Source organism: Ectothiorhodospira lacustris (genome assembly GCF_022227845.1).
GTDB classification, from domain to species: Bacteria; Pseudomonadota; Gammaproteobacteria; order Ectothiorhodospirales; family Ectothiorhodospiraceae; genus Ectothiorhodospira; species Ectothiorhodospira lacustris.
In genome coordinates, this window is record NZ_JAJNQN010000020.1 from 21008 (window position 1) to 33896 (window position 12889).

The window sequence follows — 12889 nt, forward strand, 5'->3', positions numbered from 1 at the left end:
GTCGCACTGAAAAACTCGGGAGACAGACATGGCGAAAAACCAGAACAACCCCGGTGCGGGCGCCACCGGCGAATGGACCGATCCCTACACCTCGTTTCATTTCGCCATCGATATCAACGGCGTGACCGAAGCCCGCTTTGTGGAATGCAGCAGCATCAGCGTGGACGTGGAGGCCATCCGCTACCGCCAGGCCGGTGCCCATGAGATCGTTCACCGTCTGCCCGGGCGGGTGGAGTATTCCGACCTCACCCTGCGCTACGGAATGACTTCTTCCACCCAGTTATGGGAATGGATGGAGTCTTCCATTGCCGGCAACGTGGATCGTCGCCATGTCTCGGTGATTCTGTACGGTCATGACGGTGCCACCGAAGTGACTCGATGGAACCTTCGCAACGCCTGGCCTCGTTCCTGGCGCGGCACCCCCCTGGACGCGCTGGGTAATCAGGTGGCGGTGGAGAGCCTGGTGCTGGTATTCGAAGAGTTCGAGCGCGTGGTGGCCGCAGGAGGGGGTGGGTGATGACACCGGCACGCCCGCTTGCGGTCATCAAGGCCTGGTGGCGGCGCTGGTCGGCCTCCTTCAGGCGCTTCCGCCCCCACGCCGGGACGGTGCGTCCCTCAACCCCGGGACCGCTGGCCATGAGCCTGGCCCGGGAGCGGGGCCGCCAGGCCTGGCTCAGGCTGGTGGGTACCAGTATCCACGGCTCGGTCCTGGGACAGACGCGGCCCGCACGGCCCATGCAACCCACGCCGTTCATCACGAGACATGAGGCCGACCGACAGGAGCGCACCGCGAGGACGCCCGCCGGCCCCTCGATTGCCCGGCGCCCGTCTCAGGACCGCACTGGCCCGTCCCTGGGTTTTCAGGCCCATGATCGGCCGGCAACTCGAATACCATCCGTTACCCGGCCCACCGATGAAGTCGCGGGGTCTTCCGGGGTCGTCGTCTGTATGCCCGAATCTCAAGCCCAGGCATTGAACCTGACCTCAAGACCCCATCGTGCAGCCTTCCCTGACCATCGTACAGCCTTCCCTGAGAAGACCGAGCCCTTCCCTGGATCCGGTGAAAAGAGAATCCTCATCGCCCCACGGGCGGGGACTATGGGTCCCGGGCATCTGGAGCAAGTCCCGATACCTCGCCCCGAAAGGTCAAGCGAGCGGGCACACCCCGTAGCGAGGTCCATCCCGTGCAGCAGGATACCCCCAAATCCACCGGCCATCGCTGGCACAAACCTTTCTAAATCCGCCCTGCACCTGCCCCAGAGGCAACCGCGACAACGGGGCGTGAGTGTAGGCATGGAAGGCTTGCTATCACTTGAAGGGCGGCCATTGCCGGCCCCCGCCCATCTCGTTGACCTCTCGAAACGCTCAGGGGCCAGCCCGGAAGATGACCGCTCCGGCTGGACGGAACCCGAGACCACCGACCGGAGACCATTCACCGCCGCACCGGTCCGGGAGCACGAGCTGGTCCCTGACGCCCTCGGGGAGGATCGGTGGCCGTCACTACCACCGGAACCTGATCCGGAGACGGCAGGGCCGGCACCGGGGCAGGATGCTGCCCATCTGCAACGACTGGCCCGGGAACAGATGGGCTGGTGAACCGATGCGGGGAGAGGGATCATGGAAAAGGTGATATTGCTCGTTGAACACACCGGCGATCAGATTCGCTGCCTGATGAATCCCGAACGCCTGGAGATCCGGCGCAGCGCCGGGGTCGTTCCCCGACACTCACGCTCCGGTCTCATCGGCCAGTCCGACCTGAGCGATGACCCGGTGCTCTACACCGGAGGCGGCCGCACCGAGATTGTCCTGGAGCTGCTGTTTGACCTGTCCCTGCATTACCAGCCCCTTGGTACCCCGCCACTGGACGATGTCCGCCAGCTCACACGGCCGCTCTGGGGCCTGGTGGAGAACCGGCATGAGAGTGGTCGAGGCCGGCCGCCCCTCGTGCGCCTGCTATGGGGTACCGGGTGCAACATCCCCGGCATCATCAGCGCGGCAGCGGAACGCCTGGAGCAATTCACCCCGGACGGCAGACCACGCCGGTCCTGGTTGCGGCTGCGGTTCCTGCGGGTGAACGACGTCGAGCCGGAATCGGTCCCCGCCACCGGTCCGCCCCAGGATATGGAGGCGCTCAGCCGGCGCCTGATGGGATTTACCCCATGAAGCCGGCCCAGTCGCTGCCACGCATCACTCTGGAAGGCGTGCAGCTGCCGGACGGATTCTGCCTGGCCACGCTTCGACTGGTGCAGCGCCTGGATGCCCCCAGCCAGTGCGAACTCTGCTGGTCGACACCCTGGCCCGATCCGGACCAGAGGGATCAACCTGACTTTCCCGCCATCGGCCGCCTGCTGACGGTGGCGTTGGCATCCCACCCCCTGTTCAGTGGTGAGATCACGGCCCTGGAATACCTTCACGAGCCCTCCGGTGGTTTTACCCTGCGCCTGCGGGCCTATGACGCCCTGGCTCGGCTGCAACGCCGACAGAGCCTCAGTACCCATGTGGAGGTGACCACCGCGGAACTGCTCCGTACCCTGTGCACCGCGGCAGACATGACGGTGGAAGAGGCGGTGGAGGAAGAAGGCCCCTTGTGGCCTCGCATCATCCCCCGATTCCCTCACGATCTGGCCCTGTTGCGCCATTACTGCGGCCGCAGTGGACTGCATTTTCATCTGCGCGAGGGGGCGGTGTGCCTCTTCACACCCACGCCACCGACCGCCGCGGACAGGGAGCTGGTCCTGGGCAAGGACCTTTTCGAGGCCGCGATCGAGGACAATCGGCTCCGCCAGGTGGACGCAGTGCAGGTCCTGGGCTGGGATCCCCATACCGGCGTGGCCCGGCAGGGCATCACCCCCCTCCCGTTCCGGTCTGATCCCGACCCAGGCCCGGCCCTGGCCCGCACCCTGCCGGGACGCCCGCTGGCCGGCGAGGCCGAGGCCCTGGCCCTGGCCCGCAGCGAGGCCGTACGGCTGCGCCATGAAGGCCTGACCTTTGAAGGCGTGGCCGAAGGCGACGCCCAGCTGCGGCCAGGCATGTGGGTCACCCCGCGAGGCTTGGCCACAGGTGGGCTGCCCCCGTTTCTGCTCACCGCGGTGGTGCATTCGGTGGATACCCGGCAAGGTTATCAGTGCGAGCTGAGCAGCCGCCCGCAGCCACAGGACCCACCTTCACCCATGCAGACACTGGTGCTGGGCGAGGTCTGCGACGTGGCTGACCCGGAGTCCCGAGGCCGGGTGCAGGTTTTGCTGGACAGCTACGCAGAGGCAGTGAGTCCCTGGCTGCTGGTCACACAACCCGGCGCGGGCAGGGACAAGGGCCTGGTGGCCTTGCCCGAGGTCGGTGACCAGGTGGTGGTGGCGCTGCCGGAGGGGGATCCCGCCAGGGGCATCGTGCTGGGGGGGATCTATGGCGGCGAAGGCCCCCCGAGGGGCCTGGGTCGGACCCGTCGCGGCCGCTCCCAGCGCCCCTACCTTCTGACGACACGAGGTGGTCAGCGCATCGAGTTCAACGATGGGGACGGTTCCATCCGGCTGCAGAACCGCAGTGGCAGCTACCTACATCTGACCCCGGAGGGTATCGTGCTTCACGCCGCCGGCACCCTGGTGCTGGAAAGCCCTGGAGAGCCCCTGACACTGCGTGCCCGGACCATCGATATGGAGCAGGCATGACCATGGAATTTCTCACCCGAAACGCGGACCTTCGCTGTGCCCACGAACTGGGCCGGATCACCGTCAAGGCCAGCCAGCACTGGGTGCGTATTCAGGATGACCCCATACTGGTGGCGGGCGATCCCCCCGGCAACCCCGTGCGTGGTTGCCCCAATCTGGGGCCGAGCATCAAGCCCTGTCAGACCACCCTCGGCGTCATGGGAGGGTATTCGTCGTTCATCAGGATCGAAGGACGCGCGGTCTGTCTTGACACCCTGACGGGCATCACCGACGGCACCCCGCCCGGTCATGTGCAGTACCGGGTGCGCGACAGCGGCCAACACCTTGTGAGGCAGCGATGAAAAGACCCACGGATCGTGCCTGGTGGTTCGCGCTGCCGATGGACGCGGCCGCCACCGACCCCGTCGGACCCGCCACGGGTCCGAGGCTGACCAGCGGCGGCGGTATCGCCATGATCGAGGAAGAGCAGGCCGTGCGCCAGTCCGTTCTCCTGTTGCTCAGCACCTGTCCCGGGGAGCGGGTCATGCGTCCCGATTACGGCTGCCGGCTGCATCGCCTGGTCTTTGCTCCCAACGATACGGGCACCGCGGGCCTGGCCATTCACTATGTGGGGGAAGCCATTCGACGGTGGGAACCCCGCGCCGTGATCATCCGCCTTGAGGCGGGTTCCGATCTGCATCACACCGGCAACCCCGCCATCCTGGACATCGTGCTGCACTACCGCCTGCGAGACAGCGGCGAAGAGGGAGAGCTGGCTCTGGGGTTCGACCTGCGTCAGGGCGGTCTGCACGATATCGGTGGGCACGAGACACCACCGCCATGACCCTACCCTCCCCCAGGCTGGATGATCGCAGCTTTGATGACCTGCTGGCCGAGGCCAAACGCCTGGTGCTGGCACGGTGCCCGGCATGGACGGACCTCAGTCCCGGGGATCCCGGCACCACCTTGCTGGAACTCTATGCCTTTCTCACCCAGGTCATGCTGTACCGCATCAACCGAATCCCGGAAAAGGCCCAGGTGGAGTTCCTGCGGCTGATGGGTGTCAGGCTGGCACCACCCGGCGCCGCCCGGGTGACCTTGCTGTTTTCTCGGACGGAAGGCAGTACCCGCCCCGTCACGATTCCCCGGGGGACACGGGTCACCGTCACCAGAACCGCCCCCGGCGAAGCCCCTCCCGTGTTTGCCACCGCACAGGCGGTGGCGCTCCCTCCCGAGGTCGATGAGATCGCCGTCACGGCCTTTCACTGCGAAGCCGTGGAAGGTGAGTGCCTGGGCCTTTCCAGCGGCCTTCCCGGACAGAGTTTTCGGCTGCACCGGCCGCCGGTCATCGCCCCCACCGGCGACCCCCTGGATCTGGTGGTGGCGGTGGAATCGGAGGCACCCCTGGACGCCCGCGTCCCCGCCCTCGTTCACCAGGGTCGACAGTACCGGATCTGGAACGAGGTCGAACACTTCGGCCGAACCCGTGCGGACAGCATCGCCTATGTGGTGGACCGGACCCATGGCATCGTCAGCTTTGCCCCCGCGGTCCACCTGGCGGACGGCGTCCAGCCCGCTGCCGGCCCCCCGCGGGCACCCCAGGCACTGGCCGCCATCCCCGCGGCCGGTCGACAGATACTGGCCTGGTATCGCCGGGGGGGTGGTCTTGCCGGTAATGTGGCGGCGCAGACCCTGGTCGTGCTCAAGGATCCCATCGCCGGACTGAGGGTGTGCAATCCGGAAGCCGCCGTGGGCGGCAGCGAGGTTGAAACCCTGGACAATGCGATGCTACGCGGCCCGCGGGAGCTGCACAGCTTGCACCGGGCCGTGACGGCCCGGGATTTCGAGGCTGTGGCCCTGCGTGAAGGCAGCGTGGGCCGTGCCCAGGCGACGGCTCAGGCCGATCACTGGCAATATGCCTCGCCAGGCACCGTGCAGTTGCTGCTGGTACCGGCCCTGACCGGCGGCACCGGCGGCTGCCACCGGCGGCAGGATCTGGAGCAGGCCCAGACCCGGGAGGCCCTGGCCCGGGTGCAACAGGCCGTTGACCAGCGTCGGCCTCTGGGCACGGTCTGCCGTGTGGACTGGTTCGGCTACAAGCCCGTCACCGTCAGCGCACGGCTGATCCTGCATGCCCAGGAGTCGCCCGAGGCGGTCAGGCGGCGGGTGATCGGTCGACTGCACAAGATGATCAATCCCCTGGGCACCCATGCCCTGCGACGCCGGCTGCACGTCTCCGACGTCTATCACAGCATCCTTGGCGAACCCGGGGTCATCTATGCCGAACGGGTCCGTTTCCTGGTGGAACAGGCCCCCGACCGGGATGTGGCGGCCCTGGCGGCGGACCCCTTTCATCAGGGGCTTTGGTTGGCCGGGGCCGGGGGCGCCCTGTTCCGCTCCACCGATAACGGCACCGGCTGGGAACACCTGACTGAATTCCCTGCGGAAATCATCCGCTGCATCACCTGCTCGCCCCATGTGCCCGGCCTGACGGCCCTCATCACCCAGGCACCGGCGGCAGGTCGCAACGGCAGCAACGTTCGCCTGAGCCGGGATTGCGGCCGTCACTGGACTGACACCCACAATCTCGGTTTCACCATCCATGATGCCGCCTGGTATCGACGCAGCGGTGAAGCCATCCTGCTGCTGGCCACCGACGAGGGGCTGTTTCAGCTCCCTCCCGGGGGCGGACCCATGCCGGTGCTGGTGGATGCGACCGCTCAGGCCATGCCCCTGTATGCAGTCACCACCGTGGAAGCACCGCGTATCGGCACCCAGATCGCCGTGGCCGCGCGCGCCACCGGCGGCGTTTACCTGTGCAACGACGAACGTATTCAGAGCTTTCGTCACATCGGCCTCAAGGGTCGGGATGTAAGAGTCCTGCGGATTCAGACCGTGGGGCCTCGCCATTACCTCTGGGCCGGGCTGGCGGCGGTGGGTGGCGAGGAAGGAGACGGCTGCCTGTACTGGGAGCTGCGCCGTGATCCGGAAGATGCTGAGGGCTGGCGTGCCATGGCACGGAAGTGGCGCGGCGGCTCCTGTCGCGCTCTGGCCTTCGACGGTGAGCACGTGCATGCCGCCACATTTCACGCCGGCATTGCCACCCTGGACAGTGCCGCCAAAGACGCCCTCTGGCAACTGCCGCGACTGGACAGCGGCCTGCCCCTGAGGGATACCGAACGCCTGCTGCACCGACTGGATGCCCTGGCCATCGCCCCCCGGCACCACCGGGTCGACCGGCCGCCGACCCTGCTTTGCGGCGGTCCGCTGGGGATTTTTGCGGGCACCCGCGGGGAGGAAGGCTTCATCCCTGCCTCCCGGCTGGAATATCCCGACGTGGTAACGGCGGGAGAGGGTTTCCTGTTCTGCAGCGGCGATCATGTCATCGAGGTCCGTCACGATGCGGCGCCGGGAGATTGAAGCCCTGTTGCCCGCGGTCTACCAGGCGGCCATCCGGCCGGGTTCCCCCCTGGATGCGATCCTGGAGGTGGCGGCCCGGCTACCCCAACCCAGCGAGGAACTGTTGGCCCGGATGGACAGCCTGTTTGACCCCCGACGGACACCGGAAGCCATGGTCCCGTTCCTGGCCCGCTGGGTGGACCTGGACCGTTTTCTGCCCCGTCTGGCCGATGACGGCGCTGGTGGGATGCTGCCCAGCGGGCTGGGTCGCCTGCGGGAACTGTGCTGTGCCGCGGCCGACCTGTCGCGCCTGCGTGGCACCCCCCGGGGCCTGATCCGGTTTCTGGAGATCGCCACCGGCCATACAGGCTTCGAACTCCACGAGAACCTGGATCGGGAAGGCCGACACCGTCCCTTTCATCTGCGGGTCACGGCACCGGCGGCGGCCGCTCCCCATGAGGCACTGATCCACACCATCATCGAGAGCGAGAAGCCTGCCTACGTGACCTACGACCGCAAAGAGTTGCAGTTCCGATAACAAGGGGGTAAGCACAATGCCGAATTATTACGAAATCACCCCGACCGATGACCGCCTGACGCTGACCGGCGGCAAGGGCGAGGCCAGCTTCGGGGTACGTTACGTGGGTGGCCGCAGCGTCGAGGCGCGGGCCCGGGCGGTTCCTCTGGAAGGGACGCTGCCCACCTGGCTGAGACTGGAATCACCGGATCAACGGGCGATGCAACCGGGTCAGACCCAGACCTTCCGGGTACATGTCACGATCCCGCCGGGTACCCTGCCGGGGCGTTACGGGATGCGCCTGGATCTGATGTCCGTGGACAATACCGACGAGGAATACGATCAGGGCCCCATGATCACCTTTGAGGTGACCGAACCGGCCCCGGCGGCTGCCGCGGGCTTTCCCTGGTGGGTCATCATCGTACTCGCCCTGGTACTGACGGTCGGCGTCGGGGGGCTGACCTGGTGGATGAACTCTAGAGATAAGCCGGTCGAAGTGCCGCCGCTGAAAGACCTGATGCCGGCACAGGCCATCCTCGACCTGGAGGCAGCCGGACTCCGGGCGGGAGCACAAACCCCTGAACATGATGGCGAGATTACGGCAGGTCGGGTAATCCGCGGCGAACCCGAGTCAGGGGTGCGCGTCAGCGCCGGGAGCCAGGTCGATCTGATCGTATCCAGCGGGCCTCAACTGATACGGATTCCTGACGTGGAGAACCAGAGGATCGCTGCAGCCAGACAGGCCATTCGTGAAGCGGGACTGGAAGTCGGCATGGCCTTTGCCCAGGGCAGGACTTGCCTGGGACCCTTCTGGGACGTGGAGCGGACCCATCCCGCCACCGGCACCCCGGTGCCGATCGGTTCCGAAGTCGATCTTTACCTGAAATGCGGACGGCCCGGGGGAATAACTCCCATCCCATTAAGGGATCCCATCATCATAAATCCCGCCAATCCCCAACGTTGAAGGACGGATCTGCACAACGGCCGTCAGGAGAACGGACATGCCCCCCAAGGTACTACAACTCCTGCTTGTGCTGGCAGCCGTGTTGTGCACGGTGGGGATTACCTGGATGCTGGCTCGGGGATCATCACCGGGCATGCCGGATACATTCGAGCCTCCGGGATGGATTTCCACCCTGAGGGGGCTGGCCGGCGGACCCGGCGTGCAGGCGACGGATCTGCGCCGGGACGGAGCGGGCTTTCCCCAGGTGCTGCATCTGAGCGGCAACCAGACGGTGGTCTACGAAGTACTGCCGGCACCGGGTACCCGGACCCGACGACTTGTCCTCGCGGTGGAAGGACAGGTCCGCATCCGCTATGAACCGGTTCAGGGCCAGCGGATCGGAGATGAATCCGTCCAACCCCAGATCTGGCCGGACGATTACCCCCGTGGGGACCCGCCGGCTTTCATCATCTACGACCAGGGCGGGCAACTGCGTCTGGAAAACCGACAGGGCAACAGCCGGGTACGGTGGCCGGAATGAAGCCCCGTCCGCTGTATCGTCCCCTCTTTGTGCTGGCGGTGGCCCTCCTGGGCCTGGTGCTGCTGATCGAACTGGGCACGGCGATCAGCGCCCTCTTTCCGGCACTGCCCGCCGGCACCGTGGGCTGGGGAATACCGTCACTGGCCCTGCTGGATGCTCAGCTTCTGTTCACCGCCCTGCTCATGACCGCCCCCCTGCTGCTGCCGGAGCGGGTCACGGGACGCATCCAGGGGGTGCTGACCCTGATCTTCAGTTTTCTGGTCCTGATTGCCTGTCTGATGACCGGGTTTGCCGCCTTCACCCTGCTGATGCTGCTCGTCGGCCTGCTGCTGGCCGTACCCTTCGGACCGGTGGCCTACGCGGCTCTGGGCTATGCCGGATTTCCCACCGCCGGCGCCGCCGTCGTCCTCGGTCTGCTCATGACCTGCAAGTTGGTCTGCATCGGCGTGCTGGTGACCGCCCATCCCCGCTTCCTGGAAAACAGGGGCCTGATGCTGCTGGTCCTGAGTTCCCTGCTGGCGACCCTCATCGTCACCTTTCTGCATGCCCTGGTCCCGGGCATGCTGGTCAGCGTCACCGACCTGATCGCCGCCGTTATTGTCGCCATCATTGCGGGGATATGGGCGGTGATCGGCCTCGTGTGCGCCTTGGTCGCCATGATCAGGGCCGTGGCCTGAGCGGGCCTGAGTCCCCCACCCGCTTGAAATCCCCCGCCGACGCCAGGGGCGGGGGTGCCACCCGCAGGAACAGGCGGTACAGATCCGCCGCGCTCTCCCCCTGACCCATGGTCTCCCGGAGCAGTCCCAGTACCAGGAACATAAGGATGGTGCGTTCGGGCAGGGCGCTGAAACCCTCGTCCCCCAATCCTTCCACATAATCGGTCATCAGGGCCTCCGCGCGGGCAAAATCCCGACTCCAGATCAGCAGTACCAGCAGGTCGTATAGCACCCCCAGCTGGGCGGCCTGGTCATATTCATCCAGGCCGGACAGGAGCTCGTAGGCCTCCAGCAGGGTCTCCCGAGCCTGAGGCAACCGGTCGGTGGATTTCTGCAGGGCGGCCAGGTCCACCAGCGTGTGGAACACCTCCATGTGGGCATAGCCGTATGTCTGCTGTTTCTGCTCCAGTACCTTGAGCAGCCAACCTTCCGCCGCCGTATGATCCCGTGCCTCGAAACAGGTCACCGCCAGGTCACGCAGGATGACCGTGAGATTGTCGGTCTCCACCCGTCCCGGTTCCGCCGACAGTTTCAATGCCGCCTCCAGGTGCTCCATGGCCTTGTCGAAGGCGCGCCGGTTCATACACTCCCGGGCCATCTGATGCAGCAGTTCGACCAGCATGGCCGGGTCGGGTCCTCGCACCCAGCGCAGTCGGCCAAAGGGCTCGTCGGTGTCACTGGAGGAATTGTCCGTAGTCAGGGAGACGACCCGGGGCCGGTTCTCGTAGAGCCAGGGGTTATCGTAGAGGGTCCAGTAAGGCGCCTTGTAATCCCGGGAAAAAACGGACTCGTCCAGACCCCGCCGAAATGAGATCAAGCTGCGGGCATAGAGGGATTTGAGTTCCTTCTTGTTGGGAATGCGCCAGTCCCGAAACCCCGCGTGCCCGTTGCTGTTGAAGTGTTGCAGACGAACCATGGCCGACTCGGCGGAAAAGACATCGGGGCTACCGTACACCGTGCCGCCGAGCCAGGATTCCCCCACCGAGTGAACAAACCACTGCAGGCCCGTCTTCAGATCCATCACGGTGCCGTCGGCCAGATCGATGAAACGCTCGCCACGCCCGACCGCTGCGGGCGTCAGGGCGTAGGAATACTGATAGGCATACCGGCGGGCGCTGCTGGGCCGGGCCGCCGGTTCCGGCTGCTGGAATCCGCGGGCGTAACGCTGATTGGCGATCCACGTATCATGCTCACGGCGCCGCTCAGGGTCGGACAGCACCGTGTAGGCATCGTTGATGATCTTGGTGATCCGCTCCGCCTTCTCCCGCTGATGCTGGTTCTTGTCCGGGTGCCACTTCTGGGACAGGAACTTGTAGGCACCCCGGATGACTTCAGGACTCGCGTTCTCGGTGACCTGCAGGTTTTCGTAGTGAGTTCTTAGCCGCTTCATGGGTCAGCGCAGTCCAATGATGTCCTCCACGTCCTCAGGCCAGGTCAGGGTATAGGCGAAGCGGATCCGGGTCCGGGCATCCGCCTCCAGGGACTGGTGCCAGGCCAGCACTCCCTGCTTGCCGTCCACGTCCCGCTCAGTGGGCGGTGTGCTCCGGCTGTCCAGTTCCACCTTGATGCGTTCGTCGCGGGCCACCGGGAGCTGATCCAGTACGGTGACATCCACGGGACGCGGATGAGCATTATGCACCGAGATCAGGTACGCCCGCTCCAGCCGCTGCTGGCGGCGGATCAGCCCCTCCTGACCGCGGCTGTCCCGGTCCAATTCGTAGCGGATGCCGATGCGCTCATCCACCCCGAAGGACAGACGCAGGGGACTGCCGGGCTGCAGGGACGGGAACGGTACCCCTCCCACCAGGCTACCGTCCTGGAACAGGCTCACCTGTCCGGCCGGGAGCGGCGCCGCCCCCTCGAAGGTGGTTTCCGCAAACAGGTAGGCGTGGGGCATCAGCCGGGGCACGGCCCGGGCCGACAGGCTAGCCTCCAGACGATGCTCCGCCAGGGTATGACGATGGGGCTGGTTGTCCGAAGGGATGCTGACCTGCCCCGCGATCCGGTACAGGGCACTGAACTCCGCTGCCTCCAGGTCAGCCATCTGCTCACCGGCCTTCATCTCCGGCGCCGGTGCCATGGACATCAGGGCATCCATGGTCACCTCCTGGGAACGTCGTGCCGTGGGTGCCGGCGTCGGCCTGGCCACGTCCACATACCAGGGCTGCAGTTCCGGCAGCCGACCGCCCAGTTCGGGACGGGCGGTGGACAGTCGCAGGATCACATCATTCCAGTCCTGACCGGTATTCTGACGCAGCTCTGCCCGCTGCACCAGCCGCAGCTCACCGGTGGCGGTATCCAGGCGGGCCTCGTAGAGGGGGCGCCAGCCGGCATGGCGGACCCGATATTCCAGGGTCAGGACGGCTTCTCCCGCCACCGGGCTTTGATAATGCACCCGCGCCTCCAGGGTATCCCGACGGCCTCGTTGCAGGGTCTCCAGTTCGTCACGGATGCGCTGGATATCCGCCTCCACTTCACGCAGGGACTGCTCGTGGTTCTGGATGGTGCGCAGGATGTCCAGGGCACCCTCCCCCACCACCTGCCAGGCCCGGGGCCACTGGTCCGGGCTCAGGCCCGATTCCGCCGGCGACGCGGCCTGTCCCATCCGCTCCACCAGACGCAGCTGGATCTCACCGGCACGAATCTCATCGGTGATCCCCCGCTGCTGATCCTCCAGCGCCTGCAGTCTTTCCGTCAGGGCCTGCTCCGTGGGATGGGCCAGATCACGACCATGCACCACCCGGGTCTCCAGGGTGCCCAGTATCAATCCCTCGGGGCCTCGGGCACTGACCCGAAGGCCGGCCGTGTCCAGATCGGCGGGTAGCCGGTCCACGGTGATCACCCCCTGACCGGCACTCAAGGTGGCCGTCTGTTCCATCACCACGCCGGCCTGACCGGGAAACAGGGTGACTTCCACCACCTGACCCGCCCAGGCGGTGCCGGACAGCCCGGCAACCAGCAAAGACAACGGCACCCTGAACTTGTACATGCGAAGAACCTCCCAGGAAACGGTGCATCGGTGACACAACCTTGGATTCAGGCGATACCATATGCCAGATCCGGGTGCGTTGCACCATTACTCAATAACCCACTCAACTATCCGGCCAGGGCAGGCACGGCAACTGGAGT

The 12889-nt window shown here is 66.1% G+C and carries 13 protein-coding genes; 11 read left to right on the forward strand and 2 right to left on the reverse strand.

The annotated features are described in order from the left end of the window. Positions 1-28 precede the first annotated feature (28 nt). The 11 genes from LQ956_RS13300 (at position 29) to LQ956_RS13350 (ending at position 9721) form a co-directional block, all read left to right on the forward strand. Positions 29-517 (forward strand): phage tail protein, encoded by a 489-nt coding sequence (locus tag LQ956_RS13300; protein ID WP_238622512.1) that lies wholly within the window; start codon positions 29-31, stop codon positions 515-517. Positions 518-1293: 776 nt separating this feature from the next. Continuing rightward, positions 1294-1596, forward strand: a complete 303-nt coding sequence (locus tag LQ956_RS13305; protein ID WP_238622511.1) for a hypothetical protein — start codon at positions 1294-1296, stop codon at positions 1594-1596. Positions 1597-1617: 21 nt separating this feature from the next. After that, on the forward strand, positions 1618-2163 hold the full coding sequence (locus tag LQ956_RS13310) for a CIS tube protein (protein WP_238622510.1): 546 nt from the start codon (positions 1618-1620) through the stop codon (positions 2161-2163). After that, complete coding sequence (locus LQ956_RS13315) at positions 2160-3665, forward strand: phage baseplate assembly protein V (RefSeq protein WP_238630166.1); 1506 nt, start codon at positions 2160-2162, stop codon at positions 3663-3665. Before LQ956_RS13310 ends, LQ956_RS13315 begins: the two co-directional genes overlap by 4 nt. Further along, positions 3662-4006, forward strand: coding sequence for a hypothetical protein (locus LQ956_RS13320; protein ID WP_238622508.1), 345 nt, complete (start codon positions 3662-3664; stop codon positions 4004-4006). Before LQ956_RS13315 ends, LQ956_RS13320 begins: the two co-directional genes overlap by 4 nt. Beyond that, complete coding sequence (locus tag LQ956_RS13325; RefSeq protein ID WP_238630165.1) at positions 4003-4488, forward strand: GPW/gp25 family protein; 486 nt, start codon at positions 4003-4005, stop codon at positions 4486-4488. The genes LQ956_RS13320 and LQ956_RS13325 overlap by 4 nt, the downstream gene beginning before the upstream one ends. Next, on the forward strand, positions 4485-7064 hold the full coding sequence (locus tag LQ956_RS13330) for a baseplate J/gp47 family protein (protein ID WP_238622506.1): 2580 nt from the start codon (positions 4485-4487) through the stop codon (positions 7062-7064). Before LQ956_RS13325 ends, LQ956_RS13330 begins: the two co-directional genes overlap by 4 nt. Continuing rightward, a complete protein-coding gene (locus tag LQ956_RS13335) occupies positions 7024-7581 on the forward strand; it encodes a phage tail protein (RefSeq protein WP_238630164.1) in 558 nt (185 codons plus the stop codon). The genes LQ956_RS13330 and LQ956_RS13335 overlap by 41 nt, the downstream gene beginning before the upstream one ends. A gap of 16 nt (positions 7582-7597) precedes the next feature. After that, complete coding sequence (locus tag LQ956_RS13340; protein ID WP_238622504.1) at positions 7598-8524, forward strand: PASTA domain-containing protein; 927 nt, start codon at positions 7598-7600, stop codon at positions 8522-8524. 37 nt (positions 8525-8561) lie between these two features. Next, the gene (locus tag LQ956_RS13345; protein WP_238622503.1) at positions 8562-9044 is read left to right on the forward strand and encodes a hypothetical protein; all 483 of its coding nucleotides are present in this window, start codon (positions 8562-8564) and stop codon (positions 9042-9044) included. Continuing rightward, a complete protein-coding gene (locus tag LQ956_RS13350; RefSeq protein WP_238622502.1) occupies positions 9041-9721 on the forward strand; it encodes a hypothetical protein in 681 nt (226 codons plus the stop codon). The genes LQ956_RS13345 and LQ956_RS13350 overlap by 4 nt, the downstream gene beginning before the upstream one ends. Here LQ956_RS13350 and LQ956_RS13355 read toward each other — a convergent pair. After that, complete coding sequence (locus LQ956_RS13355; RefSeq protein WP_238622501.1) at positions 9705-11150, reverse strand: DnaJ domain-containing protein; 1446 nt, start codon at positions 11148-11150, stop codon at positions 9705-9707. The genes LQ956_RS13350 and LQ956_RS13355 overlap by 17 nt on opposite strands. Before the next feature lie 3 nt (positions 11151-11153). After that, on the reverse strand, positions 11154-12749 hold the full coding sequence (locus LQ956_RS13360; protein ID WP_238630163.1) for a DUF4139 domain-containing protein: 1596 nt from the start codon (positions 12747-12749) through the stop codon (positions 11154-11156). Between the last annotated feature and the right edge of the window lie 140 nt (positions 12750-12889).